Annotated in this window: 23 protein-coding genes, 1 tRNA gene and 1 other RNA gene; 10 read left to right on the top strand and 15 right to left on the bottom strand. The window is 60.6% G+C overall.

The window, feature by feature from the left end; all coding sequences use genetic code 11:
- Positions 1-64 precede the first annotated feature (64 nt).
- From ispE to IPK79_02530, 7 genes are all read right to left on the bottom strand, one after another.
- On the bottom strand, positions 65-1057 hold the full coding sequence (gene ispE / locus IPK79_02560; protein ID MBK8189309.1) for a 4-(cytidine 5'-diphospho)-2-C-methyl-D-erythritol kinase: 993 nt from the start codon (positions 1055-1057) through the stop codon (positions 65-67).
- Positions 1054-1926: a ribosomal RNA small subunit methyltransferase A gene (rsmA, locus tag IPK79_02555; GenBank protein MBK8189308.1), complete on the bottom strand. Its 873-nt coding sequence runs from the start codon at positions 1924-1926 to the stop codon at positions 1054-1056. Before rsmA ends, ispE begins: the two co-directional genes overlap by 4 nt.
- A 123-nt stretch (positions 1927-2049) precedes the next feature.
- An RNA gene (gene ffs / locus IPK79_02550) (signal recognition particle sRNA small type) lies at positions 2050-2141 on the bottom strand.
- Between the two features lie 110 nt (positions 2142-2251).
- Positions 2252-3049, bottom strand: coding sequence for a hypothetical protein (locus tag IPK79_02545; protein MBK8189307.1), 798 nt, complete (start codon positions 3047-3049; stop codon positions 2252-2254).
- Positions 3050-3312: 263 nt separating this feature from the next.
- Complete coding sequence (locus IPK79_02540; GenBank protein ID MBK8189306.1) at positions 3313-4161, bottom strand: flagellin FliC; 849 nt, start codon at positions 4159-4161, stop codon at positions 3313-3315.
- Between the two features lie 517 nt (positions 4162-4678).
- The gene (locus tag IPK79_02535; GenBank protein MBK8189305.1) at positions 4679-5527 is read right to left on the bottom strand and encodes a flagellin; all 849 of its coding nucleotides are present in this window, start codon (positions 5525-5527) and stop codon (positions 4679-4681) included.
- 828 nt (positions 5528-6355) lie between these two features.
- On the bottom strand, positions 6356-6979 hold the full coding sequence (locus IPK79_02530) for an aminoacyl-tRNA hydrolase (GenBank protein MBK8189304.1): 624 nt from the start codon (positions 6977-6979) through the stop codon (positions 6356-6358).
- Positions 6980-7182: 203 nt separating this feature from the next.
- On the opposite strand from IPK79_02530, the gene IPK79_02525 reads away from it, so the two are divergent.
- Positions 7183-8067, top strand: coding sequence for an adenylate/guanylate cyclase domain-containing protein (locus tag IPK79_02525; GenBank protein ID MBK8189303.1), 885 nt, complete (start codon positions 7183-7185; stop codon positions 8065-8067).
- Here IPK79_02525 and IPK79_02520 read toward each other — a convergent pair.
- Positions 8015-8761 carry a hypothetical protein gene (locus IPK79_02520; protein ID MBK8189302.1) on the bottom strand — a complete coding sequence of 249 codons (747 nt, stop codon included), beginning with the start codon at positions 8759-8761 and terminating at the stop codon, positions 8015-8017. The genes IPK79_02525 and IPK79_02520 overlap by 53 nt on opposite strands.
- A gap of 472 nt (positions 8762-9233) precedes the next feature.
- On the opposite strand from IPK79_02520, the gene IPK79_02515 reads away from it, so the two are divergent.
- On the top strand, positions 9234-10115 hold the full coding sequence (locus IPK79_02515; GenBank protein ID MBK8189301.1) for a hypothetical protein: 882 nt from the start codon (positions 9234-9236) through the stop codon (positions 10113-10115).
- Between the two features lie 127 nt (positions 10116-10242).
- A complete protein-coding gene (locus tag IPK79_02510) occupies positions 10243-12015 on the top strand; it encodes an ATP-binding cassette domain-containing protein (GenBank protein MBK8189300.1) in 1773 nt (590 codons plus the stop codon).
- Here the strand turns inward: IPK79_02510 and IPK79_02505 are convergent.
- The 3 genes from IPK79_02505 to IPK79_02495 form a co-directional block, all read right to left on the bottom strand.
- Positions 12010-13452, bottom strand: coding sequence for a DUF58 domain-containing protein (locus IPK79_02505; protein MBK8189299.1), 1443 nt, complete (start codon positions 13450-13452; stop codon positions 12010-12012). The two genes, IPK79_02510 and IPK79_02505, sit on opposite strands and share 6 nt — an antisense overlap.
- A complete protein-coding gene (locus tag IPK79_02500; GenBank protein MBK8189298.1) occupies positions 13453-14169 on the bottom strand; it encodes a hypothetical protein in 717 nt (238 codons plus the stop codon).
- A 131-nt stretch (positions 14170-14300) separates the two neighbouring features.
- Positions 14301-15599: a hypothetical protein gene (locus tag IPK79_02495; protein ID MBK8189297.1), complete on the bottom strand. Its 1299-nt coding sequence runs from the start codon at positions 15597-15599 to the stop codon at positions 14301-14303.
- Positions 15600-15773: 174 nt separating this feature from the next.
- Here IPK79_02495 and ychF point away from each other — a divergent pair, with 174 nt between their 5' ends.
- The 3 genes from ychF to IPK79_02480 all read left to right on the top strand — a co-directional run bounded on the left by ychF (position 15774) and on the right by IPK79_02480 (position 18034).
- Entirely contained in the window at positions 15774-16892 is a 1119-nt protein-coding gene (gene ychF / locus IPK79_02490; GenBank protein ID MBK8189296.1) for a redox-regulated ATPase YchF, read from the top strand.
- 67 nt (positions 16893-16959) lie between these two features.
- The gene (locus IPK79_02485) at positions 16960-17532 is read left to right on the top strand and encodes a hypothetical protein (protein MBK8189295.1); all 573 of its coding nucleotides are present in this window, start codon (positions 16960-16962) and stop codon (positions 17530-17532) included.
- Positions 17533-17590: 58 nt separating this feature from the next.
- Positions 17591-18034, top strand: coding sequence for a hypothetical protein (locus tag IPK79_02480; protein ID MBK8189294.1), 444 nt, complete (start codon positions 17591-17593; stop codon positions 18032-18034).
- Here IPK79_02480 and IPK79_02475 read toward each other — a convergent pair.
- Complete coding sequence (locus tag IPK79_02475; protein ID MBK8189293.1) at positions 18031-18864, bottom strand: matrixin family metalloprotease; 834 nt, start codon at positions 18862-18864, stop codon at positions 18031-18033. The genes IPK79_02480 and IPK79_02475 overlap by 4 nt on opposite strands.
- A 17-nt stretch (positions 18865-18881) precedes the next feature.
- Entirely contained in the window at positions 18882-20789 is a 1908-nt protein-coding gene (mutL, locus tag IPK79_02470; GenBank protein MBK8189292.1) for a DNA mismatch repair endonuclease MutL, read from the bottom strand.
- A 289-nt stretch (positions 20790-21078) separates the two neighbouring features.
- Between mutL and fabZ the strand changes: the two genes are divergently transcribed.
- From fabZ to IPK79_02455, 3 genes are all read left to right on the top strand, one after another.
- Positions 21079-21558, top strand: coding sequence for a 3-hydroxyacyl-ACP dehydratase FabZ (gene fabZ, locus IPK79_02465; GenBank protein MBK8189291.1), 480 nt, complete (start codon positions 21079-21081; stop codon positions 21556-21558).
- Positions 21559-21596: 38 nt separating this feature from the next.
- Positions 21597-22517, top strand: a complete 921-nt coding sequence (gene lpxA, locus IPK79_02460; GenBank protein MBK8189290.1) for an acyl-ACP--UDP-N-acetylglucosamine O-acyltransferase — start codon at positions 21597-21599, stop codon at positions 22515-22517.
- Between the two features lie 273 nt (positions 22518-22790).
- Positions 22791-23972: a Fic family protein gene (locus tag IPK79_02455; protein ID MBK8189289.1), complete on the top strand. Its 1182-nt coding sequence runs from the start codon at positions 22791-22793 to the stop codon at positions 23970-23972.
- Between the two features lie 387 nt (positions 23973-24359).
- On the opposite strand, the gene IPK79_02450 is transcribed toward IPK79_02455, so the two are convergent.
- Together IPK79_02450 and IPK79_02445 are read right to left on the bottom strand one after the other, a co-directional pair.
- Positions 24360-24435 (bottom strand) — tRNA-Ala (locus tag IPK79_02450).
- A 63-nt stretch (positions 24436-24498) separates the two neighbouring features.
- Positions 24499-25434 carry a prephenate dehydrogenase/arogenate dehydrogenase family protein gene (locus tag IPK79_02445; GenBank protein ID MBK8189288.1) on the bottom strand — a complete coding sequence of 312 codons (936 nt, stop codon included), beginning with the start codon at positions 25432-25434 and terminating at the stop codon, positions 24499-24501.
- A 555-nt stretch (positions 25435-25989) separates the two neighbouring features.
- Here IPK79_02445 and IPK79_02440 point away from each other — a divergent pair.
- Positions 25990-26790 (top strand): hypothetical protein, encoded by an 801-nt coding sequence (locus IPK79_02440; GenBank protein MBK8189287.1) that lies wholly within the window; start codon positions 25990-25992, stop codon positions 26788-26790.
- Positions 26791-26806 lie beyond the last annotated feature (16 nt).

Genomic DNA, 26806 nt, shown 5'->3' with positions numbered 1-26806 from the left:
GTTTTTGACAAATTGCGCGGGTGGGCCGGGTTTTGTCGGTTTTTTGGGGGGGCGGGCGAGGCGTTCATCCGCGTTCGCTTTTCGGGCTGGGGGTGAGGACAGAAAACGTCGGCGCCGGATGCGTCTGGCAAATTGCGCGCCAGTAACGATCTTCCGGGAAGAAAGCCGATAGTTCGGCCTCGTTTAAGCCTTCTCGGCCGCCTGTCGCGAAGCCTTCCGGCGGAAAGAATCCCGCCATGCAAGAGCCGCTGCCGCACAAGAGCGGACGGCGCAGCCCCAGTGCGCCTAATTTGACGGCGATTTCCTCGATGGCGGGCAAATCGGCCTGTAAAACGTCTTCAAAATCGTTCCGCGCCCACGCCGTCGGGTCCTGGCTGTGGGTCAGCGCGTGCAGCAAGGGGGTTGGGTCGTGGACGGCATAACCGCCGCGTTGGCGCGCCCGCGCGTAGGCCAGCGCTGTTGGCATCGCCAAATCGCGCGGCTGAACCAGCAGCATGCGATGCCCGTCGCCTGGAGCCGCAAGGGGATGAATGCGATCGCCGCGCTCATCCGCCCAGGCTGTGCCGCCCGTCAGCATAAACGGCGCGTCGGCCCCAAGCGAGCGGGCCATGGACTGCAAGGCGGCCAAGTCGTGCGGGCGATCGCATAGCAGATTCAGCGCATGAAGGGTCGCGGCGGCGTCGGCGCTGCCCCCGCCCAGCCCGGCCGCCATCGGAATCCGTTTTTCCAGATGGACGCGCAGGCCAAAGGGCGTTCGCGCGGTGGCTTGCCAAAACGCCTGCGCTGCGCGGACAATGAGGTTCTGCGTTGGGTCGGCGTCTATCTCGGCCTGCAATGCCGGATGGTCGCAGGTCAAATGCACTGTCGAATCGCCGCTGGCGTCGGCTTCAAACGTCAGCTGATCGGCCAGCGACAGGCTTTGCAGGACGGTAAGGATCTCATGATACCCATCGTCGCGCAGCCCCCGAATATTGAGGAAGAGATTGATCTTGGCGGGAGCCGCCAGCGTGAACGCGCGTGACGAAGGCTCTGCCGTCCGATGGCTTTGGGGCGTCATGGCGCGCGCCGCTCATCCAGAAAGGCGGCCATATCGGCGTAAGCCGCCAGCGAAACGGCTTCGGGGCGAAGCGCGCTGAGATCGCCATAGGCGTCCTTCAGGGCGGCGAAGGCGTCGGCGAGCGTAGGCGCGCCCACATGGGCGGCCAAGGCGTTGCGCAGCGTTTTACGCCGCTGGCCGAAGGCGGCGCGGACCAGCCGGGCATAGGTTTTTAGTTGTTTTGGCGCGATCAGCCCATGGGGGCGGGGCCGTAGGGTGACGACTTTCGAGCGGACCTTCGGCGGCGGATAAAAGGATGCCGGGCCCAGGGCCAGCGTCTCTTCGCATTGCCACCAGGGCGCAAGCATCAATCCCAGCGCGCCATAGGCCTTGCAGCCGGGCTGGGCGGTGAGGCGGTCGGCGACTTCGGCTTGCAGCATCAGCGTCAGTTGCGACAAAGACCGGCGCAGCGGGAAATCCGGGTCGTCGACGTCGCCGCAGACCCGAAACAGCAGGGGTGTGGCGATGTTATACGGCAGATTGCCCGTGATAACCAGTCGCGGGCGTTCTGGAATCGGGGCGCAGGCGCTCAGAAAGTCAAAGGCCAGCGCGTCCGCCGTCACCAGCGTAAACGCCGGATGATCCGCAAACTTGCGGCGCAACAAGGCGCTCCAGCGCGAATCAATTTCCACGGCCAGCGTCTGCGCGCCGGTTGCCAACAGGCGCTCGGTGAGAAATCCGCTGCCAGGACCGATCTCAATGACGCGGTCATCAGGCGTGAGCGCCAGAGCTTGCGTAATCTGCGTCAGCGCGCCGGGGTCAATCAAAAAATGCTGGCCCAGACGCTTCTTGAGCCGTAGTCGCTGGGCTTCGGCCAGGAGAGGATTCATCGCGCGCGCGCCGGATAGACAGAACCCATGGAGACGCAAGCCGTTCGGCCAGCGGGAAATGTGCAGAGGACCAGAAAAGCCGCCCGCCGCCCGGCGACGCCGGACGTCCGCTCGCTGCCTCCAGCCTGAGGACGACGCCACCCGCAGGGTCGGAGGTAATGCTGCTCCGTTCCCGGCCTGACATGGTTCGTCCGTCTTGCGTCGGCATCGCCGGGTTCAAGCGGCGACAGCGAAAATACGGGCCGTTTCGGGCCATCCAGACGGCGACCGTCCCGTAAACGGGAACGGCTGCGGCTGACGCTTACCTTAGCACAAACCCTGCGGCCTAAGCGCCCGTTTTACGCCGACCGGCGCGTTGTGCGGCGGCGAGCGCTTCAATTTGTCCGATGCTCTCTCGTACGCTGGCGTTTTCCAGCGCTTTCTCGCCGACTTTGGCCACGCGCCCAGAAAACCGAATCGTGATTTGCCGCTGTCCCAGAAAGCGCGCGATTTCCAGCGATGCAGGCTGTCCGTCGGCAGAGCCCGCCACCTGGAGAATCTCCGCCGCGCCCAGCGGATTGCCCATTGAGGGGCGGATAAAGCTGTAGCACGATTGAATGGCCCCCAGCCGCAGGCCGTCGGCCAGAGCGCGCAAGGGCGCAAGCAGGGCGTCAAATCCGCGAATCACGCGCTCGAAGGCGATGCGAAACAGGCGGGCGATGGTTTGCTCGGCAGGATTAACTGTCGCGTCCGGAGCCGCGGCGGGCAGCGCCAGATCGCGCCCGTCCAGCGCGCGGGGTTTCTGCCCGGCGATCTGGACCGTTACCTGCCAGCGTAAGAGGCGTCGAGGCGTTTCCGGCTCGCCCTGCTCGCGGCTAGGCGCTTCTCGGCGAGACGCCTTGAGCTCCACGCGGGCCTCAGCGTCTTCAGCGACGAAGGTTTCTTCTACGACGTCGGCCTGCTCGCGTCGGCGACTGTGACGCCAGTCCAGACGCCGAGTAACGCTTAGCGACAGAAATCGCTGAAGGGTCTGCGTCAGCGCGCCGGGCGGCGGCGGCGAAACGGGTCCTGCTACTACGGGAGCGTGCGTCAGCGGGGAGACGCGGGGCGCTGACACGGCGGAAAATACGGGAGACATACTCATCACAGCGGGTCTTTCATGTGGACTCATACAACGCCGTCATCGTATGTAAAAAAATGTAACAGGCGCTCCTCCGAATAGAGGATATGCGCCGCAGGCCAAGGAATGGCTGCCAATGGCAAGGGCCCGGAGCGACGCTTCGGGCCAACGCGAATCAACATCAACTTTCGCGGGAGGAAAAAAAGGGGGGCGCTCAGCGGGTGAGCTTTCACGCCCCCGTCTACGGTTGGAAAAATGAGTGGGGGTAGAGATTAGGGTTGTTGTATTTACTGGAGGAGTTTCAGGGCCAGACTGGGCGCCTGGTTGGCCTGGGCCAATACGGTCAGGGCCGACTGTTGCAGGATTTGGTTCCGGGCCATTGTCGCGCTCTCTGCGGCCACATCGACGTTACGAATGCGCGATTCAGCGGATTGCAGGTTCTCAATGCTGATTTGGAGGTTTTCCTGCGCGCTGCTGAGCTGGTTTACGACAGAACCCAGTAGACCCCGGCGGGAATTGACCGTGTCGATAGCCGCGTCAACAGCGCCTAACGTGGCTTGCGAGTTGGCGATGTTGTCGACCAGCAGGTTGTTAACGGCCAGAGACGTGGCGTTTACCGCGTTAAACGCGCCAGTCGCGCCGATATCGATCGTATCATTGGCGGAAATGTTGTTGGGACCGACCTGTAAGGTGAAGTTGCCCAGCGAATTGGCCGTGCCATTCAGCAGGAAGACCCCGTTGAACTGGGTGGCGTTGGCGATACGGGTAATATCAGCGGCGCGGGCATCGAGTTCCTGTTTGATGGCGACGCGCTGTCCGGCCGAATACGTGCTGTTGGCGGCCTGAACGGCCAGTTCGCGCATCCGTTGCAGGTTTTCGGTCAGGACGCTCATGGCGCCGTCTGCGATGTTCAGGACGTTGACGCCGTCCTGCACGTTGTCCAGCGCTTTTTGAGAGCCGCGAATCTGCGTTCTCAGGCGCTCGGACACTTGTAAGCCTGCGGCGTCGTCTCCGGCCCGGTTAATCCGGTAGCCTGACGACAGTTTTTCCAGTGATTTGGCGAGCGCGTTGGTATTGGCTCCCAAATTACGCTGGGCGTTGAGCGACATGGTGTTGGTATTAATGATTAAAGGCATGACGAAACCCTCCTGTTTGCCGACTCTGCCTGTTAGCGAAGGCGCGAGCCGAGTCCAGTAGATACTGACTCATTTTTCCCCAGCGCAGCAGCTATCGCGGCTTGTGACAGGCCGTGTCGCGCAGGCTGGCGTATTGGTTTTCTTTCTACGGTTTTGAGGAGACGCGCCGGTGGCGGGCTGCCCGATTTCCAACCGTGGAAAAGGGCCGCTGGCGCTTCAGGCGCGGTTAGCGTTTGATGCCTGTCGTATCGAAGGTCCAGACCGAATCCTTGAGGATTGGGTCAAAATCTCCCCCCGAGGGAGGAGAAGGGCGCGCTTCTAAAAAGGTCCAATAGCCTCTTGCCATTTGCTTTTCGAGTGGAATTCGCTCCCGGGGGATGCGGCGAGAATGGAGGGCCTCGGGAGGAGTTCGCGCGCAGGAGAAGACGCGTCTCGCTCTGCGCCGGATGGGGGAAGGGGCCCGGCCTTGTGAGCCGGACCCCTGGTGGAGAGTGTCGTAATGATGAAGAACAGTGTCTTACTTGATGAGCTGCAAGGCCAACGATGGCGCCTGGTTGGCTTGCGACAGAATCGCGGCGGCGGATTGTTGCAGGATCTGGTTTCGGACCATATCCGAACTTTCCGAGGCCACATCCACGTTGCGGATGCGTGATTCCGAAGCGGCCAGGTTCTCGATGCCGACCTCCAGGTTTTGAGACGCCGACTCCAGCTGGTTGACCACGGAGCCGATGGTGCCGCGCCGTTGCGATACGGTTACGATAGCAGCGTCGATCGACGTGATGGCAGCCACGGCGTTGGCGATGTTGGTGACGTTGACCGCGTTGACCGACAGGTCGGTGGCGCGAGAAGCGGCGAACGAGCCGCTGCTGCCCACGTCAATCGTGTCGTTGGCGGCGACGTTGTTGGCGCCGACCTGCAACGTGAAGTTACCCGCGCCGTTGGCGGATCCGTTGAGCAGGAAGACCCCGTTGAACTTCGTCGCGTTGGCGATACGGGTGATATCATTGGCGCGAGAAGTCAGCTCGGCGTTAATCGCGGTGCGTTGGTTGGCGTCATAGGTGCTGTTAGCGCCTTGAACCGCCAGTTCACGCATCCGCTGCAAGTTGTCGGTAATAACGCCCAGCGCGCCATCGGCGATGTTCAGAACGTTGATGCCATCTTGCACGTTGTCCAGCGCTTTTTTGGAGCCGCGAACCTGGGAACGCAGGTTTTCCGACACTTGCAAGCCGGCAGCGTCGTCTGCGCCCCGGTTGATGCGGAATCCTGACGAGAGTTTCTCCAACGACTTGGACAGGGCGGTGTTATTGACCGACAGGTTGCGTTGGGCGTTCATCGCCATGGTGTTGGTATTAATGACGAGTGGCATATCGAAATCTCCTTTTTCGGTCGCCTGCTAAAGTAGGGGGTGTGAGGGTTCGAAGCGCCATGGCGCCTGCCGCTTGCGAGCGCATCCTGCGTTCACGACAGCGGGGCATACCACAGGCTCCGCCGAAAAACCTGAGGACGGGCATCGCGCGTCAGCCTGTCATTGAAAATTCCCGGCCTGGCGGCAGGGCTGTCGGGGCTGAGGCGCAAGACCGCTCACGCGGCTTTTGCGGAGTGGGTGAGGGTAAACAGTGAGAGATGACTGTTAGTAGGGGACTGGATGATGCGGTTATGGGGTTGTAAACGGTTTGTACGACGCGGGGCCGGGCGCACACTCGGGCGAAACGCGCTGCGAGAGCTTAAAATCCGGCTTGAAATCTGGGCGGGAAAATAGGACTGGGCAAATCTGGCACAGAAAATCTGACCTGCGGAATCTGAGAGAGCAAATCTACACGGGAAATCTGATAAAAAAGGAGGGAGAAGCTCCTGCGGCCTTTCACGCAGCCAGGAGGGGCGGCGCGCGACAGGCGAAACGCTAACAACAGGAGCTTCTCTGGAGAAAGAGGAGATGAGGGACTGGGGCGCCCCCCATCCAGTTGAGGTCTCGCTAACAAGGGTCCTATCGGGAGTCTAGGCCAACTCCTTGAGACGCGCCCCGAAATCTCCTCTGGCTGGAGGAGGTCCGCGCTCGCCCAGAATAGTCCAAAACCGCCCGAAAGCGCTTATTTTGCGTGGCTTTGGGACGATGCTGCTCCCCGTCGCTCTTCCCCTCTTTTTGGCCTAAAAGCGGCTCCTGCTTCTAGAGGAGGCGTGGGCGAGACGGGCTCGTCTAGCTGTTGGGGGCGTCGTCGCTGACCACTCGTCCGTTGAACCGACCCATGGCCGCCTGGGCCCCATCGGTCATCAGGCACGCCAGCGCGTCTACGGCCACCTCGCACACCTGATGCGCCAGCGCCGTTTCCTCCGTGTCAAAGGCGGCCAGCACGTGATGCCGCAGTCCCGCGCCTCCCATCATCGGCGGGCCGATGCCCAGGCGCAGACGGGCGAACCTCTCGTCGCCGCCCAGCTCCTGGATAATCGACTTGAGGCCGTTATGCCCCCCGGCGCTGCCTTCGGCGCGAATGCGCAAGCGGCCCAGCGGCAGAGCCACATCGTCCGAGATGACGATTAGACGCTCTCGACTGAGCTTGTAATAGGTCAGCAGCTTGCGAACGCTGACGCCCGAGGCGTTCATGAAGGTCATCGGCTCGATCAGCAAGACAGGGGCGCTGCCATGCCCCAGTGGCGCGCGCGCTTCAGCCACGGCGGCCTGAAATCTGGCGTTGACCTTCAGCGTCGCGCCCCAGCGGCGGCAACAGGCTGCAATCGTCCAGAAGCCGATATTGTGACGCGTGCGTTCGTATTGCGGGCCGGGATTGCCAAGGCCGACCACGATCCACGTATGGGGATCCATCTAAGCGGGCTCTTCCAAATTGTTACGCTCATTTTACAAGGGCGCATCAAAATTCAAATTATTGTTTTTATATTAATAACGAATAGCGGGATGCGTCATGCAATGGGACGCATCTTGGGGAACGAGCGCGTAGCATTGGAATGGAATCGTTTGCGAGGATTCGGCGCCGTGGAGAGCACGCCTTGACGATGGACGGGTATTGGATGGGTGTCCTGACGACGGGCTTTTTGGGGCTGGTCGCCCTTCTGCTGGCCTTGGCGGCGGTTACGGCGCTGGGATTGACGCTGGCGATGCGGCTGCGTCCCTTATGGGGCGAACGGGGCCCCTTGAATTTCGGTGATTCCCGCGCAGCGTCTCGATCCCCGTCCGCAAACCCTTGGCAGAGCTTATATCCTTACTGGTCGGCGGCGCAGGCGACCTTGCCATCGGGGCCGCCTTTGCCGGTGAGCGCCATGGCGGCGGGCGGCGCCTCGTATCAAGGCGCCATGCGCGAAGTGACCGTACTGTGCTGTGATATTCGCGGCTATACGGCGATGGTATCGCAGTATCCACCGCACTGGATTGTCGAGCAGCTTAATGAATTCCTCAGCGGAATGACGGGCGCGATTTTCCAGCATCAGGGCCGTCTTGACAAGTACATGGGCGACGGCCTGCTGGCGTATTTCGAGCCCGCCGACGGCACAGTGGCTTCCAGCGCGGTCAACGCCGCCACGGCTGCGCTCAGGATGATGGATGAACTGGCGCGCCTCAACCAGCAATGGCGTCAGCGCGGGCTGCCAGCCATGGAGATCGGCGTCGGTCTGCACTGTGGGCCGGTCTATATTGGCAGCGTTGGCTCGCATATGCGCATGGACGTGACGATACTCGGCGACGCGGTGAACGTCGCCTCGCGACTGGAGGCGCTCAACAAGCGCTTTGGCACGCGCATCGTCGTCAGCGATCCAATTCGCCAGTGGATTCAGGGGGCGTTTCGCCTGCGGGCGCTGGGTAAAGTCGCGATTCGCGGCAAAAGCCAGCCCGAAAGCGTCTTTGCGCTTACAGGGGTTTTGGACGCATCGGCCCGGCGCGACTGCGCGCAAGCGATTTAGAGCGGCGAAGCGTTATTACAGGCCCGCTCGAATGAATGACGGCTTGGGGCGGACTCCTGTCATGGAGATGGCGTCGATCCCGCTCAGGCGGCATGGCGTCGCTTGGGGCTGAGGCGCCGCTAGCGGGCCCGCACTGCGTCGCCGCGCGATAGCGCCCGATCTCAGGATGCCCGTTGGGAGGGCTCACGAGCCACTCGGCCCATTCGAGCGCGTCGCGCACGCGCAAAATGCGTCGGACATGGCGTTGTCGCTGGATCCGGCTCATGTGCCCAAACGCTGTCCCACAGACGACATTCTGCGGGCCGGTAGAGAGATCGCGTTCGGTCATGGCTGTGCGCCGCAGCAGAAAAGTCCTGGGTTTAAGACAGCGCGGTTTGCCGGGCGCCGCCGCGCGACGACGCGCAGGCCTGGGAGCATCCGGCGCCGGGTCTGGCGCGGCTTCTTTTGAGTGTGTTGAGCGCCGCTCGGACGCTTTGAAAATATCGACTAATCCCTGAATCCCCTCCGGCTCTGCAAGATCGTCGGGAGGGGCAGGATTCTCCTGAAGATCCGGCTGGGGGATCGGGTTTTGCCAGAGCGAGGTTATTTCGGGCAGGCGCGCAGCGGAGAACCAGCGGGCCCGTGCGCGGACGGCTTTCTGTTGCGCATGAAACACGGCGCGGGTGAATTCGCGCATCAGCTCGCCGTTTTTCATCAACCTCATGAAAAACAGAGCCGATCGCGAACGCGTGAGCGCCAAAGACACGTCGTAAAGCCTCCACACAGAATCAAACGCACGAGAAAACCACTGAATCGCACGCGCGCAAATCGCGCTATTTAAACTATACTCCATATATCTTTATTTGTCTAGTGATTTAATCTTACAATTATTAAGATTTTGGCCGTTTGGGGAGATTTTTTTCAGGCAGGCCCTCTTTTGGGCGGAATCTTCTTTTGTCTCAATCGGTGGGGGCGCGACGAGGGCGTAGGCGGGGCGTCTGGACAGGACCTTTCCTGAAGGTTCGCGGGGTGGGTCTCGCGCTATAATGGCGACACGGCGGCAGGCGCGGCGGACTCCCCCTGAATCCTCTATATACAGGGCCGGGGGAACCCGCTGGGCGTTTTGCCAGTCTCAGGTTTTACCATCAAGACCCCAGCCCACCCACCGTAACCGGGAGTTTGAACGGATGCGCGCGCGTTTTTGGAGCCAGCCCTCATGGGGGCTTCGGGCCCTGCGGGGACCCATCATCCCAATAGCCGCAATGGCGGCAATCGCCGCGCTGATGCCCCTCCTCTGGCTGAGCGCTCCCGTCCGGCAGGCGCACGGGGGGCTCTGGGGCGCGCTGCCTGTCGACTCTCGGGCCGTGGCGGCGACGCCTGCGGCGTTTGGCTTTTCACCGCAGCGCTACGAGAGCGCGTTGACCTATGGCATGGGCGTTTACTTCGCCCCGCCGCGATTGACGCTGTATGCCGCGCCCAGCGACGACGCGCCGCCGATCGACGTGATTCGCTGGACGCCGGACAGTCGCAGCTTGCAGGCGTTTTCGGAAGCCCGCAATCAGCCTGTTGCGGCCAGCGCGATGTTTCTGTGCTATTACCCCCAACTGCGCCTGGCCGCCATGGCGACGCTGTCGGAAAACGGCGATGGCTGGGCGGAAGTCGTCGCCGATCAGCGCACGGGCAAGACGGCCTGGGTGAAACTGCGCGAACGTCTGACGGAGGAGGCCGAGCGCGACGCCTGGCCGCGTCATCTGGGGCAATTGCAAACCTGGCTCGATTTTGTGCGCTATAACGGGGTGGCGTCGGGCGTTTACTGGCTGAACGGCGTCTCGCCGTATGACCGTTCCCCGCGCATGCGGCCCGAAGACGGGGCCAAGCTGCTGCCGATTCAGGTTGTGCGCAAGCTGAACGTTAAATTCGCGCGCGGCAACTGGCTGCTGGTGGAAGTGATGGATTTTGACCGCACCACGCCCATCGGCTGGGTGCGCTGGCGCGATGAATCGGGGCGGCTGATGGCGTTTCCGAATTTTTCGGGGCAATCGTCGTCGGTGCTGCTGGGCGGCTTCTAAGGCGCCGAACGCTTGAGCCCCTGCGGCCTTTGCATTACGCTGGAGGCCCACGCGCGGGCTTGATAACGCCTGCGTCAGGACAAGACCCGCGCTAATAGCGCGCGCGTTACAACCGGACCTTCGCTGAATGGCCTTTACGCTGCTGAAAACCGATATCGGCATTTATCGCCGGATGCTGGGCTATCTGGGCCCCTTCCGCAAGCGCTTTATTCTGGCGATGCTCGCCTCGCTGCCGGTGGCGGGCGTGCAAGGCCTGCTGGCGTGGATGGTCGGGCCGTTTACCGACAAGCTGCTGACCCAGCAGGATTTCACGATGCTGTACGCGGTGCCGGCCTTCCTGATTGGCGTGACCATCGCGCAAGGCGTCTGTCAGTACATCAACGAGTACAACACCTCGTATATCGGGCAATCCGTGACCCAGACGATGCGCGCCGACCTGTTTCGCAAGCTGGCGACCATGGACTTGGGCTATCTCAAGCGGCACACGCTGTCAGACTTGCTGACGCGCTATTGTATTGACCCGGCGCAGTTGCAGCAGGCGATTAATGATAATCTTCAGGATCTGATCGTTAAAATCGCGACGATTATCGGGCTGGCGTGTGTTCTATTCTGGCTCAACTGGCAGTACGCCATTCTTTCGCTGGTGATTCTCTCGCTGATGACGCTGCCCATCAGCATCATCTCGCGCAAGATCCGGCGCATGGATCACGTGACGCGCGCAATTACGTCGCGCCTGTTTGTGACCTTCAGCGAATCGGTGCGCGGTTACCGCGTGATCAAGGCCTACGGGCTCGATGGCTATCAATTGAAGCGCTACGAGCGGCATCTGCGCGATTATTTTTCGGCGGCCATGCGCATCGTCAAGGCCGGGATTATTCTGAAGCCCGCCATGCAGATTATTTCGGCCTGCGGCATCGGGCTGGTGCTGGCGCTGGGCGTCTCGCACATCCAGAATGGCACGCTGACCCCCGGCGGCCTTACGTCGTTTATTGTCTCGCTGGGCCTGCTGATTTCGCCGATTAAGACGGTGGGTTCCGCCATCAGCAAGATGCAGCGGATTATGGCCCCTGCCGAGCGCGTCTTCGAGAAGATGGATCTGGATTCCGCCATCGCGGATGCGCCCGACGCCGTTTCGCCAGAGCCGTTTGAGACCCTGCGTTACGAAAACGTCCATTTCGAGTACGAGGCCGCAAAGCCGGTGCTGAACGACATCAGCTTTACCGTGCGCGCGGGCGAGACCGTGGCCTTTGTCGGCGGCAGCGGCGGCGGCAAAACCACGATGATGGATCTGATTCCGCGCTTTATTGACCCGACGGCCGGCCGGGTCCTGTTGAATGAGCGCGATCTGCGCGATCTCTCGCTGGCCGGTCTGCGCCAGACGATGGCCATCGTCTCGCAGGATGCGATTCTCTTTGACGGCACGATTCGCGAGAATATCGCCATCGGTCGCCTGTCGGCCTCTGACGCCGAGATTCGCGACGCCATGGCGATGGCCTATCTCAGCGAGTGGGTCGACAGTTTGGAGCTCGGCTGGGACGCCCCGGTGGGCGAAGACGGCTGCCTGCTGTCCGGCGGTCAGAAGCAGCGGGTGACCATTGCGCGGGCCTTTCTCAAGAACGCCCCGATTCTCATTCTCGATGAAGCCACCAGCGCGCTCGACAACGAATCTGAGGCCATTGTGCAGCAGGCGCTGGCCAACCTGCTCAGCGGGCGCACGGTGCTGGTGATTGCGCATCGCCTGTCGACCATTCGCCATGCCGATCGCATTCTGGTGGTGGAGAAGGGCCGCATTATCGAAACCGGGTCGCACGAGGCGCTGCTGGCGCAGAATGGCGCGTATCACCGGCTGTATCACTTGCAGTTTCGCGATCGCGCCGAAACCGCCGTCTCTAACTCATAGCCGCGTTTTGTACTTGATGGCCATATACCGGTTGAGCAGGGCTTCGTCCAGCCGGGCGGGTTCGGCGTCCACCACGGCGGCGCGCGTTCGTCTCGACAAATCGGCGTAAGCGCGCTGGCGCAATTGGGCCAGATCCAGCGCGACGGATTTTTCGTACAACCCCTGCAACGTCTCCGGGTATTGCTCTGCCTGACGGGACAGGGCGGGATCCTGAAACGAAACCGCCAGCAGCAGATGCCGCTTCGAGAACGCCTGTAAGCCTCGCGCCAAACTGTGCGAAGCCAGCGGGTCCACCAGATCGACAAACGCCACGACCAGAGAGCGCCGCCGCAATTGCTTGGCGGCCTTGAGCATCACGCCTTCGTAGTCGGGCTCCTGCGCCGTGGGTTGCAAGGCGTGCAGGGCGTCGAGCATCCGATTGAAATGGGCGCGCCCGCCCGCGATCGGCGATCGGTGGGTGACGCGTTGATCAAAGGCGATGACGCCGACGCGATCGCCGTGATCAATGGCCACGCCAGCCAGCGAGAGTGCGGCGGTCAGCGCCCAGTCGAAGCGGGTGAGGTCGTTTGCCAAAGGCGCATTCATGGTACGCCCGGCATCGAGCAGAATCAGGATGGGTTGATCCGCCTCAGGCCGCCAGACCTGCGTTACCGGCGCATCCATCCGCGCGGTGGCGCGCCAGGCGACGTGACGCAGATCGTCGCCCGCAACATACGGTCGCAGGGCTGAGAATTCTGTGCCTTGAAGGCCAAGACGCCGACTGCGAAAGTCACCGCCTTCGCCAGAGACCGAGAACCGCACGCGCAGTTGCGCAATGCGCTTGAGATCGGGATACGCTTTGACGACATCGCGGCGCGCCGCGCGCTGTTGAATCCATAGCAGCCCCAGACGGCTGCGGTAGCGAAGCCGGATCGGCTCAAACGTGAAGCTGCCGCGTCGTAACGGCGAGACTTCATACTCAATGGTTTCGCGCTGTCGCGGGGCCAGCGTCCGCGCATAGGCGGGAAACTGAGACCCCGCCGTGAATCCGGACGGTGACGCGCTTCGCCAGCGCATCGCGGTTGGAATGGGGTCGATGAGTTCCACGCGCAGCGCGTCGTCAGAATTGTTGTACAGCGTAATCAACGCAGGGTTGGGCTGATTCATCGACAGGCGTTCGGGCAGCACGCGCCGCGCGTCGATCTCGGCCGGGCCTGCGCTGAAGAGAAAGCGATCCGCTAGCAGCAGCAGAATCAGCGTGAGGGCTGCCAGTTCGATCAACGTGAGCGCGCCGGACCAGAGGAATCCAGTCGGGGTGAGCGCAAGCAGCGTCACCAAGGCCATGGCGAGCCGTCGAGAAGGGGTCGCCTGGCCGCGAAACGCCAACAATGCGCCGGTAATCAACAGCGCAATCGGCAGCAAGGCCGCTTCTAGCGGGAGCTGCGACGGCGACGCCATTTAATAGCGCCGTCTGCGCGGCTTGCGAACCGATTTTGGAATGAATCGCCGCAGCGGCTCCGCCACCCAGCGCGCGCCCAGCGTGCGGGAAATGACGAAATGCTCTTGCGGGGTTCCGACGTAGGTCAGCCACGACAGGTAGGCGCCAATCATCGCGTCCAGCACCGAAATGGGCGACAGGTTGCCGGGGATTTCCGCGATGTTGAGACGCTCTTTAATCATCCCCTGAAGGGCTCGGCAGCCGCGCGGCGTGCGGGTGCGAAAGGGGATAAACAGTTCCAGTCGGTTCTTGGCCTGATAATTGAAGTACAGCATCACCGTAAAGCCGCGCCGTACCAGTTCGTCGTACAGGGCCCACGCGCGCGCGCCCCAGCGGTCGGTAAATTCCCCGCTATGCGGACGATACAGGCGCAGGGGAAACATGCGGATTTCTTCCTGTCGCCATTCGCCTTGAATCGACAGGCTTTTGGGCATATCCAGCGACACGACGACATTGCGCGACGGGCCCAGGCTTTCCAGAATGCAGAGGATCTGGGTATTGGTATTTACTTTGTCGAGGCGCACGAGCCCGCGGGCGCGATCAACCACGGCCACGCCGGTTTCCAGCCCTTCATTTGGGGCCAGATCAACGCCTGCGAAGAGCCATTTATCCCCCATGTCGGGATAATCGGCGGCATCCAGCGGCTGATGGCGGTAATCGCGCGGAGAGGAGGACACGCGGGAGGGGATCCTTTCGATCGCGGCAGCTTGCGCGGGGTAAGACAGCCTCTAGCATCTTACCACTGTCACGCGCGTCGGGCCCAAGGTTGGTCCGATGGTTTGCGACGCTATCTCTTGCTACGGCGTCGCTATGATCCGCAAATCGACGGTGCGGCCAAGGACGTGCCGTCAATCTGCGGATTCACGCGTTTCAGTCTGCCGTCGCTGTCTTCGGTGAACATAAACTTCAAGGAATCGTCGACATAGGTCTTTTCGGGCGGCAGTTCGCCGACGCGCTTTCTCACGTCGGTGTAAAGGAATAAAGGATCCGGGCGTTGAAGCAGATCTGAGACGCGATACAGCTTGGTATCCTGCTTGGGAGAATGCAGAATGCCGGCTTTATTGGGCTTCATGCTGAAGGGATCTTCGAACACACGACTGGGCCCTTTATCGTTGGGCGGCGACGAAATGGGAATGTCTTTACCGGGTCTTTTTCCGATAAAGTCCTCGCCAAAAGGCGGCCATTGGGCAAGTTTTTCTTTGGGAATATCCACACGGCCATTCCCTGTCACGCTGACTCCCTCGGGTAGATACGCTACTTCATACTGGCCGCGACGATAGACGTCGGCGCCGGGGGAAGACGAATCCAGCGGCTTTCCGGTCTTGTCGGTCGCGCCTACGCGGATGACGTTGGGGGCGTCTGTGAGGAGGTAGGCATTGAATCCCTCGCCATCAATGTTGTTGGCATCTCCCCGGTTTGCCGTGGCGAGGGTGACCGTTACAGACCGCCCGCCATTAATATAAGGGGTTCCCGTGGCGCCCGCCAGCTTTTTTGCCGCTCTGTCGAATTCAACGGTGTCTTTGATTTTAGGCGCCAATTTCTCATAAGGTTTCGGCTGGTAATTCTCCAGGTCATGAATGTCGTAAAGCTTGTTAAGCGCACTCATGGCTTGGCGGCGATGCGTGAGGTTGTTGATGTCAAAATTGGGAATTTTCGTAAGCTCTTCAAGGTCTTCTTTAGAAATTTCGTGGCCGGAAGAGATGTTAATCATGTCCACCGGCGGAAGGCTATCGGGGCCGGTTTTTGCAGACACGATACTGTCAACGAGTTGCGGGAAGGTGTTTTTCTGTACAGGCGCTGTCGAAGGCCAGAAACTCTTTATGGGGGAGGGCGGCACATATTGACGATGATAGTCGATGGTCCGAGCCCCGCTTTGCTTCCGGGCAAAGTACCCAACGAATTCACCATGAGAAATCTGATCTTGCTGGATAGGCGACGTCAGAGATACCGAATTAACCGGATTCAGGACGGTTTGAGGATCACTTACACGGCCCGGCGCTTTAAAATCATCGAGAACTACCGTAACTCGGTTACGGCGGGCGCAAAGCTCATTAATCTGCGCTTGCATGGCAGGCGATGGCTGCCGTATTGAAACCCCTTGCCCCATCGAGAACACCCCTTGCGTGAAAATCAGTTAATTTCTTTAAATTTATAAAAACTAAAATTTGCGGCTTTGTGATATCGTTTACAGACGATTTATCTTTTTTTAGTAAAGTGAGAGGCGGGCCCGCGTCGGATCGCGCGGCTGATGTGGTTTGAATGTGAGTAAAGGACGCGGCTCTTGCTGAAAGCTGGTATTGTGGGGCTGCCCAATGTGGGCAAATCAACCCTGTTTAACGCGCTGACCGCCTCGTATCAGGCCGAAAGCGCCAACTACCCGTTTTGCACCATTGAGCCCAACGTCGGGGTGGTGGCCGTGCCCGATGCGCGGCTCGCGCAACTCGAAGCGATCGTCAATCGCGTCGGCGCTTGCCAGAAGGTCACGCCTGCGGCCTTTGAGTTTGTCGATATCGCCGGACTGGTGCGCGGCGCCAGCAAAGGCGAAGGGCTGGGGAACCAGTTTCTCGCCAATATTCGGGAAGTGGACGCCATTGTCCATGTGGTGCGCTGCTTTGAGGACGCCAACGTGACCCACGTCGATGGGGCGGTGGACCCGGCGCGCGACGTGGAGACGATTTTTCTGGAACTGTGTCTGGCCGATGCCGCGTCGCTGGAAAAACGGCTCGATAAGCTGCGCAAGCAGGCCAAGCAGAAAGACAAGCAGGCTATGGCCGAGTGCGAGCTGTTTACCAAGATCCAGCCGGTCATTGACAACGGCGAGCCGGTTGATCCGGCGACGCTCTCGCCTGAAGAACGTATCCTGTTGCGGCAATCGCAATTGCTCAGCGTCAAGCCGGTGATTCTGGCGGCCAACGTCAGCGAAAGCGATCTGCGCCAACCGCAGGGGAATCCGCATTTTTGCGCGCTGGCGGCGATGGCCGGGCGCCTTGGACAGCATATTGTCCCCATCAGCGCGCAAATCGAAGCTGAACTGGTGGCCTTGCCCGCCGCCGAACGGGACGATTATCTGACAAGTCTGGGCGTCAGCGCCGACGGTTCGGGCGTGAATCAGCTGATTCGCGCGGCCTATGACACCCTGGGGCTGATGACTTACTTTACCGCCGGGGTCAAGGAAGTGCGCGCCTGGCCGTTTGAGGCCGGGATGACGGCCCCTCAGTGCGCCGGGATTATTCATACCGATTTTGAACGCGGCTTTATTCGCGCCGAGGTCACGGCCTTTGACGATTACATCGCCGTTGGCGGCGAAAAACCCGCCAAAGAGAAAGGTCTGACGCGCCTGGAAGGCAAAGACTACCTGATGCGCGATGGTGACGTCGTGTTTTTCCGCTTCAATGTCTGAACGCCCTGCGCCTGCGCGGGATTGTGATCGTCACGCCTTGCAAACAACCCAAAGGAGTTATGAACGGATGATGCTCTCTTTCAAAACGTCGCCCTTCTGCTCGCAATCGCCCAGGCTTCGGGCGCTGATGCTGCTGTTAACGCTGTGTGCGCTGGTTGTGCTGCCCTGCGGCGCGCTTGCGGGCGAGATTACGGGCAAGGTGGTGGCCGTGTTCCATGAGAAGGTTCAGCGCCCGGTCTCTGTTCAGAATCCTGCCAGAGAATGGGTCGACAAACTCTCGGTGACTGTCGCCGATTGTCATGCGGGCAATCGCCTGACGACGCTGCAATATCCGCTGGCCGCCGTCAGCGAGGCGGAGGCGACGGGCTTTCATTTTCGTCATCTGGCCATGGCGGCGCGCGCCATCGAGCAGCAAAACCCTTTTATGAGCAGCGTCAGCGGTCACGTCACGCTGACATTTGACGAGGCGACGCGCACGGTGCAAAAAACCGAGTTCTGGGGGTATAACTGGGCCTGCGGGCGCAATCTGGACACCGGCGCGAGCGCGCCGCCTGCCTCTGCACCGCCCCCGTCGTCCGCCGCCCCGCCTGGATTTAACCCCATGAACATGATCAATCCTCTCAAGCGGCTGGGCTTCTAGCCGCATCCGCCTTCAGAACCGCATGGGAACCCCTGAATTTGCCAAGGAGACCTTTTTCATGATGAATCACACTGCCTTACGCCTTGCGTTGAGCTTGCTGATGAGCGCCTCGCTGGCCGCCATGGCGCTTGCCCAGGCGCCGCCCGCCGCCGCCCCGCCGAAAACCGTAGCCGGAAAGGTTGTGAAAGTCGCGCACCAGAAGGTGAAAGTCGGCGCACAATGGCTGGATCAAATCAGCGTGACGGTTGACGCCTGCGCCACGCCCGCTCAGCAGGCGACAGTGGTCTACAGCCCGGCGACAGTCAGCGACCGTACGGCTTTGGGCCATCTGTTTGAAGAAAATCTACAATCGGCCCTGTCGCCGGATATGAAGCAGCAGCAAATGCCCAATGGCTACGCGCTGTTCTGGGTGGATGCCAATAATATCGTGCAACGCACGGGCATTCTGGGATCCAAGGTCGATTGTAACGCCGTTCCCTCGTTGATTCAGCAATTCAACTAGCCGGCGACGTCCGGCGGCGGTTGTGATGGCAATGGGTGATGCGTGAATCGGCGTAAATCCCGCTTCAGGCGGATGTCCTGCGTCGCCAGATGAAAACGCCCCTGCTCGCTGAGAATCCGGTGGTGGCGCTCCAGTGCGGCGGGGTCTGCGTCGATGCGCCGGTTCTGCGGTGATGCTGCTCGCGCCTCTGGGCTTGGCGTGGACAGACCTGCCATGACGGCAAGTAGCTCATTCAACGGGGTTTCGGTGGGTAAGCCGTAGCGTTCGGCGGCTTCAGGCGGGTTAAAGCCAGGCGGCAACTGGTATAACGCGCGAATGGAGGCAACATCGCGTGGCGACAGCGTGTCGACGCCATACTGGTGCGGCACGTACAGAATATCGCCCGGCGCGTCGCTATGCCCAATGAGCCCCAGCGCATGGCCGACTTCGTGCAGAATCGTATGATGCGCCTCGCGGATGTCGTTATACGCCTGATGAAGACGGCCATCTGAGATGCCAATGCTGATTTCAGCCGAGTAAATCAGGTGATGGGCGTTGACAAGATATTCGCAATGTCCCAGCGAACGGCGATCCACGCGTCGCCAGCGCACGTCGATCTGAGAGTCGCGCGCCTCCTGAACGCGGGTAAACGCGATGCGCCCGCCGCTGGCCTCTCGCCAGGCGTTGAAGGCCTCTAGCGCCAACTGCTCGTAGCGCTGCGCCTGTCGGCGCTTGTCGCTTTCATACCACTGAAAAGGCGCAATATACAACCGCAACGGCATGGCTTTGTCCGGCCAGCGGACGGTGCGGCCGTTTTTAAGGCACGCGTGCAGGTAGGCGTCTAGGGTCATCGCGCTTTCGCCCCGCGTTATGACCCGCCAGGAAGGCCAGGGCGATCAAAAAACCGGTTCAGTTCTTCGGCGCGAATGGTGTGCGCGATGGGCCGCCCGTGCGGGCAGGTCCACGGCAGGCGGCAGGCCAGCCAGCGCTCGATAATGCGCGTCATGGCCTCGCGCGAGAGCGTATCGCCTGCGCGAACCGAGCTGTGGCAAGCCATGGTCGCCATCAGCAAGTCGCGATCTATCACGGGCTCGCCGGTTTCTTCCAGATGGGCGAGCAGGGCCTCCAGCGCGACGAGCGGATCAAGGCGCTCGGCATCCAGCGCCGGGACGCCGCGCACCCGCACGCCGCCGGGCTCTGCCTCATCCAGCAGGAAGACGTAACCCAGCGACGCCAACGCGTCCTGATGCTCGCCCAAGAGCGCCCGGCGCGTGGGGCTCATTGGCAAGACGATATCCAGCAGCCGTCCCTGACTCTGGGCGGCCTCCGGGAGCGTCTGGCGCTTGAAGGCCTCAAAGGCCGCGCGCTCGCAGGCAATGTGCTGATCGACGACCATCAGCCCTTGGGGGGTTTCCAGCAGGATGTACGTGTTAAAGAGCTGCCCAATCACATGAAACGGCGCCTCGTCGTCGCGCGCCGCCGCTGGCGAGGTCAGCCCTTCCGCCCCGGCGGCAGCCTCCAGAGGACGATAAAGCCCCGAATGCGAGAGTGCTGAAGGGGAGCTTCCTGAATGCGAGACGCCTGAATGCGAAAATCCGAAAGCGCCCTGTCGAAACGTCCCGTCTGAGCCTGACGGCGACAATCCCGCGTTACCCGCGCCTCTTGCCCAGAGCGAGTCGGGCGCTTGAGATGGCGCGCCCGCCGCAGGCGTCAGCGCGCCGTTGGGAGAGTCGCCCAGCAGCGCGCTGACGCCTGCCTCTTCCAGGGCGCGGGCCACGCCATGGCGCACGAAGGAGAAAATCACGTTGGGTTGCGCATAACGCACTTCGCGCTTGGCTGGATGCACATTAACGTCGACGTCTGATAACGGCAGGGTCAGGAAAATCGCCCCGTACGGAAAGCGCCCGCTCGGCGCCAGCGACGCATAGGCCGATTCAATCGCTTTTGAGAGTACGCCGCAGCGCACGATGCGCCCGTTGACATACGTCAGCAGCCACCGTCGGGCGCTCTTGAGATGCGTCGGCGGCGAAATGAAGCCGCTAAGCTGAAGGCCCAGCGCGTCGTCTTCAAACGCGATGGGCAATAAGGCCTGCGCGTCCTCTCCCAGTGAGAGGGCCTCGCGCAGGGCGTCGCGCAGATCGCCTTCGCCGCGCGTAGAAAGCGTCTGGCGGTCGTTGACGGTGAGCGTAAAGCGCACGCGGGGGTTAGCGATGGCCAGCGCCTCGATCAACTCTTCGATAGCAGCCAGCTCTGAACCCGGCTTTTTAAGAAACTTGAGGCGTGCGGGGGCGTTATAAAACAGATCGCTGATCTCCATCACGGTTCCCGGCGCGCAGCCAGCGTCTTCGAGGCGCGCGACGGGGTCTGAACCGCTGATGCGTACCCTGCAGCCCACGGGGCTGTCGCTACGGCGGGTTTCGCAAACCACGCGCGCCACGGCGGCGATGCTGGCCAGCGCCTCGCCGCGAAATCCGAGGGTCTCGATGTGCGTCAGATCATCGTCGTCACTGAGTTTGCTGGTCGCATGGTTGAGAAACGCCCGTTGGGCGTCGTCGGGGGTCATGCCGCCCCCGTTGTCGGCCACGCGCAGGGTGCGCCCTCCGGCGCCGGCGACGATATCAATGCGCGTCGCGCCGGCGTCCAGCGCGTTTTCGACGAGTTCCTTGACGACCGATGCAGGTCGTTCGACGACTTCGCCAGCGGCGATACGGTTGACCAGCGCTTCGGGTAAGACGCGAATCCGCGCGGCGGAGGCGGCGGGGCTGGCGAGGCTCATGGCGGCGGACTCCTTTTTCTCTTCTTCTTTCTTCTTAATGCTTCTTCTTTTTAGTTTTTCTTATTTTCTCTGCGTATTTGTTTTCTATAGTTTCTCTTCGTCTCTGAGGATGCGGGGGCAGGCGCGATTTCCGTCATTATAGCAGGGGCCGCCCGCCGAACAGGTGGCGTTCGGCACGCCTGCGTACTATAATGGCGCGCATGATCGTCTCTTGAGGACGCCTGCCGCTATGACGCCCGCCCTTTCGCCCCCGTCTTCCTCCCCTGCTTGTTCTGATAAGGAATCTGCGATGGACGCCGCCGAGATTGCCGCCACCGACAGTCAGGACGTCGTGCTGCCGCCGCTGTCCAGCGTCGAGATCATGGCGGTGATTCCGCACCGCTTTCCGCTGCTGCTGATCGATCGCGTGACGCGCCATATTCAGGGTAAGCGGATCGAAGGCTACAAGAATCTCACCATCAACGACGCGTTTTTCCAGGGGCATTTCCCCGGACGCCCGATTATGCCCGGCGTGCTGCAACTGGAGGCGCTTGCCCAGCTCGGCGGCGTGCTGATTCAGCATCTGCCGCAATGCAAGGGCAAGCTGGCCGTGTTTTCCGGCATCGACAACGTGCGTTTTCGGCGCATGGTCACGCCCGGCGATCGATTGGACTTAATGTGTGAAGTGATCAAATTACGCCCGCCGATTGGCCGCTCATTCTGTCGCGCCAGCGTCGATGGACAGGTGACGGTCGAAGGCGAGCTGATGTTCTCGTTAATTGAGCCCTAACGCAACGCTTAAGCCGCCAATCAGGATACCTTCCGCCGATGACCACCCCGATTGTTGACTCGACTGACTCCGCTCCCGCCGCTTCTGCTGCAAGCGCACCGACCGTTATTCACCCGACGGCGGTGGTGGACCCTGCCGCGCAACTTGGCAATGGCGTTATTGTTGGTCCGTATTCGGTTATTGGCCCGGACGTCAGTGTCGGCGACGGCACGCGTCTGGCTTCCAGCGTGATTCTGGAGCCGGGGACGGCGATTGGTCAAAACTGCCATATCGGCGTTGGCGCCGTCATCGGCGGCCTGCCGCAAGATTTAAACTTCAAGGGTGAGCCCAGCGGCGTGCTCATCGGCGATAACGTTACGGTGCGTGAATACGTCACCATCAACCGCGCCACCGGCGAAGGTCAGCTCACCCGCGTGGACGACGGCGCCTTCCTGATGGCCTACGCCCACCTGGCCCACAACTGCCATGTCGGCCGCGAGGCGATTCTCGCCAATGCCGCGCAGTTGGGCGGTTACGTAACGGTCGGCGAATACGCCTTTGTCAGCGCCACGACGGTGGTGCATCAGTTCGTCCGCATTGGCCGCCTCTCGATGGTTGGCGGCGCGAGCGGCACGCGACAAGACGTCCCGCCGTTTGCTATGACCGACGGCCGTCCGGTGACGATTATCGGCATCAACAAAGTCGGGCTGCGGCGGCGTGGCTTCTCGGCCCAGGCGCGCCAGTCCGTGCGTCGCGCCTATCACTGGCTATGGTACTCGCCGCTGAATATTTCTGATGCAATTGCGCGTTTGCGCGAAGAGATGCCCGGAGAGCCTCTGGTAGAAGAGCTCATTGAGTTTGTGCAGACGTCCAAGCGCGGGATTCACCGTCCTGTCGGCGGTCCGCCCGTTCAGGTCGCTGAAAACTGGGATGATGCCGTCTGCGAAACCGGCGCCCTGGCCCCCTCCGCTCAGGGTTAACCCAAACGAGCCTGCCTCGCGTTGAAATTTGAATTAGCCCTGTCGAAACGCTAATCTGCCGGAGTTTTTGAAAGGTTTCTTATAGAAAATCTGGCAATTACGCGGGGTACAAGCTCTTTCCCTGTTCGTTTGAAGCTCTCCCATTTCGCACACATCCTGGAATAAGCCTCGACGTTATTCCAACTTAGTTGCGGAAACTGGAATAAAGGGGCCGGTTATTCCAACTTCCCTTCTGATCTTAAAATCAGATTGCCGATATGCCGAGATAGATTCATGACAGATAAGACCGCGAAAACATTTCTCAATCGAATTGGCCGGCGCATTAAAACTTCTGCGGCGGGAGAGTCTGTTCTTGCCTATTTGCCGCCTCCCTTGCCTCCTGATCCACCTTTGAATCTCACCCACCTGCTGCTCCTGCACGAAAGGGCGATTCAAGCTCTGGGACGTTTGGACGGGGTTGCCGAAATACTGCCCGATAAGGCGCTATTCCTCTACCAATACGTTCGCAAAGAGGCGTTACTGTCCTCTCAAATTGAAGGCACGCAGTCTTCTTTCTCTGATCTTCTCCTTCACGAACTGGCAGAGGTTCCTGGCGTTCCCCTAGATGATGTTAGCGAAGTTTCGGCCTACATTGCCGCCATAGACCATGGATTGAAAAGACTGGGAGAAGGCTTCCCTTTGTCTTTAAGGCTGTTGCGGGAAATTCACGGCATTCTGTTGGCCACAGGACGAGGGAAGGACAAACTACCGGGAGAGTTTCGGCAGAGCCAAAACTGGATTGGGGGTTCACGTCCTGGCAATGCCTTGTTCGTGCCGCCGCCCGCAGATCACCTGATGGATTGTCTGGATGCATTTGAAAAATTTTTGCACGAAACCGACAGCGGGCTTCCTACCCTCCTCAAAGCCGGATTGGCCCACGTGCAGTTTGAGACGATCCACCCCTTTCTGGACGGCAACGGTCGGCTTGGACGATTGATGATTACCCTGCTCCTGTGCCATGCGGGGCTTATGAAGCAGCCTATCTTCTACCTGAGCCTGTATTTCAAAGCGCATCGCGCAACCTACTATCAGTTGCTCGACGAGGTGCGAATGAACGGCGTATGGGAGACTTGGCTTGAGTTTTTCCTTGAGGGAGTAATTGAGACCGCTACGGAAGCTCAAGCCACTGCAAAGCGAATTCTCGCTCTTGTGCAGGAGGATGGGCAACGCACTATCGCCCTCGGGCGGGGGGCGCGCAATGCCCACCGAGTGTTGGATTTATTACAAGAGCACCCTATCTTAACCATACAATGGGTCTCTGATAAGCTGGGTATCACGCATACCACAGCCGCTGCCGCCTTTCAGAACCTGATGACGCTGGGTATTGTAGAAGAAATTACCGGCCGTCGACGCTCGCGGTTATTTGCGTATCGGGAATACCTTGAAATACTGAGCGAGGGCGCAGACCCACTTTAGAGAAAGTTGTATTGTTTGAAGCGCGTCCAGAAATAATATGAGGTCCGAAGAAATCAGCCTTCTGATGCGTCTCAGCGAAAGAATTTCCAGGGAGGGACCAGCCAAGCGCGGAATGCTCTTTGGCTCTCACTCCAAAACCCGCTAAAAGCAAAACTCGGAGACTATATATTCCAACACGAGCCCATCTGTAATTGCTCGGGAGGGGACAGCCCTATCAAGCGCTTACGGACTTGCTGGTTTGGATGAGTCCTGATAATTACCCGCTTATTGGCCCATAGGGATCGCTTTCCTGAGGTCTTAGGGCAAAAGCTCCTAAACCTGTTTAATAGTAGGTATTTCCGGCATTGAAATCAAAAAACCACCAGACGCGGAAAGTCTGATGGTTTTTGGTGGAGGATAGGAGATTCGAACTCCTGACCTTCTCAATGCCATTGAGACGCGCTACCAACTGCGCTAATCCCCCGAAGGAGAAAGTGATCGCCCCAGAGGGCGATTCCCTTAGGTATACCCGGAATCCGCGTGAAAATCAATCGCCTGCGCCCGGCTCGCCTCGCGCCGGGGTCGGCTTCTGGTGAAACGCCTGATGCGCCTGATTCGCGCGCTCAAACCACGTGGCCATGGCGGGCTGGGTCAGTAACGGGTCGGCCTCATCGCACAATTGTCGAAACAGACCCAGAATGTCGCGCAGATTATCGCTGTTGAGGTCGAACACGTCGCGCCACAGGCCGTAAGGACTGGCGGCCAGCCGCAGTTGATCATCAAGCCCCGCCCCATGTAATCCCAGCAATTGGCCCGGCTGATTACGATTCAGCAAGTTGGCCAGCAGCACGGCATATAACTGAGGAAAATGGCTGACAAAGGCCATGGCGCGATCGTGCCGCTCAGGATCGACTTCCTGAATCATCGCGCCAAGGCCGTCGCGCAACAGGCGGCGAAGGGGGGCCAAGCGCTGTTTGTGGTCCTCGGCGGCTTCCTGATCCTCAGAAATCGGAGAAACCGGGCACAGCGCCCACGGTTTATGATGAAACAGCAGCGGCGTCGCGCGCCGGACGCCGGAGAATTCTTTGCCCGCCAACGGGTGCCCGCCTATAAAGCGCGCGCCCAGCAACTCGGCGCCGCGCGCGCAAATGGCCCGCTTGCAACTGCCTGCGTCGCTGACCAGCACGCCCGACTCGGGAATCGAAGGCGCAATGGTCTCCAGCAGCGTGAGACTCTGGCGCAAGTGCGCCGACAGTATTACCAGATGGTCCGGCGCAAAGGTGGTCGGCGGGGTGAGCGATGTGTGGTGCGCGACGTCGTGTCGCAAGAGGTATTGCAGCGTGTCGGGGCAGTTGTCGACAGCGCGCAGCGTCATGGCGGGGTAGGCCTGACGGCAGGCCATCAGAATGGATCCTCCGATGAGGCCGCAGCCGATAACGGTTAAATGGGAGAACGGCGCGCGAGCGCCAGCGGGAGTGTCCACGGCAGCCTCAAACAGAAACACAGCGGAAACAGAGCGGTCGAAACGGCGGGGTAGGTCCTCAGCCCCGCGTCGTTATCATACCTGAGAGACAGCGCCTGCGCGCGGGGCAAATCCTCCAGACAGGCGATAGTCCTTTGGAGGGAAGAAATGGTAAAAATGGATTGCAAGGGACGCCAACGCGATGGTTGAATCGCACGGCGGGCTCGATGCAGAGGGATTATTTAAATTTATAAGCATTCAAATTCACAAGCCAAGGTAAAAGCGAACAGACAACCCGAAGGCCCAATGCCTTCGGTTTTTTTTAGGCGATGAAATTGCCCGTCGGCCTCTGACGCCGTCGCCGTCTGGGCGGGACTTGCCCTTTTCTGCAAGCGTCAGTATCATCGACAGCAGAGCCCTCTGTCTATCCGGTTGCGCATGCCGGGCTTTTCTGGCGACGATTCATCCATTCGCACGACTGCGACGGCAGGGAGTTCTGGTATTCTGAAGACTTCTGGTGGTTTGGACGTCCCGAGAGCGGGATTTTTTCGACAGAGAGAGTTAGAGCGAGCGGTTATGCGAAGCCCACGTCATTCCCATAGTGCGCCTTCCTCGACGGCGGCCGTGGCGTCGAAAGCGCTTTTTGCGCGCGCGCCGATCGGATTTTACTTGATGCTGGCCTGGATGCTGACAGCGTTTCTGGCGCTGGCAGTGGTTCTTGGCGTCAGCAAGATGCGCGCCTCGGACGCGGCGCATCATCGACAAATTGTCTCCGCCCGCGCCGATCAGCGGCTCGTAGAAAACCGTGACGCGTTTACGCTGTTATCGCTGGAAGAGCCGACGGCTTCGGCAGGCGCGACGACCGCTGTTACCGTTAAAACAACCTCTCTGGAGCCTGATTTCTACGACGAGGCCGACGCGGCGTCGGTGGGCCGTTCAGACCCGTTTTCGCCGTTGGTTTCGCCGCCGGGGGCCGAAGCGGTGGAGTCGGGCGATGTGGTGCGCGATCCGTATCAGGACGTGTCATTTACGGGCGTGGTGCGCAATAAAACCGACGCCGTGGCGATTCTTAAAATCCGAAGCGCCAGTGGCGCCGGCTCTACATTGATTCGACGTCCGGGAGCAGCCTTTGATCTGAATGGAACCCGCGTGGTCGTGAAGCGAATTGAATCCGGACGCGTCTGGCTGCAAGGCCCCGACGGCCTTCGCGCGCTGAATCTGGAGATGTTCGTGGATCGCATCAATACGGCGACGCAAGAAGACAATGTGTCCAAAGATGCGTTCGACAAGCTGGCCGAGCCCGATGATAAAGCGGTCCCCGGCGGCGATGCGACAGGCGGCAAGAAAAAACAGCCGGCGGCGTCCGAGGATAGCTGATTCGATGGCGCGTACC

The sequence above is a fragment of the Vampirovibrionales bacterium genome, assembly GCA_016712355.1.
Taxonomy (GTDB): domain Bacteria; phylum Cyanobacteriota; class Vampirovibrionia; order Vampirovibrionales; family Vampirovibrionaceae; genus JADJRF01.
The sequence above is the reverse complement of the archived record's forward strand: the minus strand, read 5'-3'. Positions and strand labels throughout refer to the sequence as shown.

Coding starts and splice junctions, on each gene's coding strand:
- ispE (MBK8189309.1), bottom strand. CDS start 1,057: ATGACGCCCCAAAGCCATCGGACGGCAGAGCCTTCGTCACGCGCGTTC.
- rsmA (MBK8189308.1), bottom strand. CDS start 1,926: ATGAATCCTCTCCTGGCCGAAGCCCAGCGACTACGGCTCAAGAAGCGT.
- IPK79_02545 (MBK8189307.1), bottom strand. CDS start 3,049: ATGAGTATGTCTCCCGTATTTTCCGCCGTGTCAGCGCCCCGCGTCTCC.
- IPK79_02540 (MBK8189306.1), bottom strand. CDS start 4,161: ATGCCTTTAATCATTAATACCAACACCATGTCGCTCAACGCCCAGCGT.
- IPK79_02535 (MBK8189305.1), bottom strand. CDS start 5,527: ATGCCACTCGTCATTAATACCAACACCATGGCGATGAACGCCCAACGC.
- IPK79_02530 (MBK8189304.1), bottom strand. CDS start 6,979: ATGGATCCCCATACGTGGATCGTGGTCGGCCTTGGCAATCCCGGCCCG.
- IPK79_02525 (MBK8189303.1), top strand. CDS start 7,183: ATGGGTGTCCTGACGACGGGCTTTTTGGGGCTGGTCGCCCTTCTGCTG.
- IPK79_02520 (MBK8189302.1), bottom strand. CDS start 8,761: ATGAAAAACGGCGAGCTGATGCGCGAATTCACCCGCGCCGTGTTTCAT.
- IPK79_02515 (MBK8189301.1), top strand. CDS start 9,234: ATGCGCGCGCGTTTTTGGAGCCAGCCCTCATGGGGGCTTCGGGCCCTG.
- IPK79_02510 (MBK8189300.1), top strand. CDS start 10,243: ATGGCCTTTACGCTGCTGAAAACCGATATCGGCATTTATCGCCGGATG.
- IPK79_02505 (MBK8189299.1), bottom strand. CDS start 13,452: ATGGCGTCGCCGTCGCAGCTCCCGCTAGAAGCGGCCTTGCTGCCGATT.
- IPK79_02495 (MBK8189297.1), bottom strand. CDS start 15,599: ATGGGGCAAGGGGTTTCAATACGGCAGCCATCGCCTGCCATGCAAGCG.
- IPK79_02485 (MBK8189295.1), top strand. CDS start 16,960: ATGATGCTCTCTTTCAAAACGTCGCCCTTCTGCTCGCAATCGCCCAGG.
- IPK79_02480 (MBK8189294.1), top strand. CDS start 17,591: ATGATGAATCACACTGCCTTACGCCTTGCGTTGAGCTTGCTGATGAGC.
- IPK79_02475 (MBK8189293.1), bottom strand. CDS start 18,864: ATGACCCTAGACGCCTACCTGCACGCGTGCCTTAAAAACGGCCGCACC.
- mutL (MBK8189292.1), bottom strand. CDS start 20,789: ATGAGCCTCGCCAGCCCCGCCGCCTCCGCCGCGCGGATTCGCGTCTTA.
- fabZ (MBK8189291.1), top strand. CDS start 21,079: ATGGACGCCGCCGAGATTGCCGCCACCGACAGTCAGGACGTCGTGCTG.
- lpxA (MBK8189290.1), top strand. CDS start 21,597: ATGACCACCCCGATTGTTGACTCGACTGACTCCGCTCCCGCCGCTTCT.
- IPK79_02455 (MBK8189289.1), top strand. CDS start 22,791: ATGACAGATAAGACCGCGAAAACATTTCTCAATCGAATTGGCCGGCGC.
- IPK79_02440 (MBK8189287.1), top strand. CDS start 25,990: ATGCGAAGCCCACGTCATTCCCATAGTGCGCCTTCCTCGACGGCGGCC.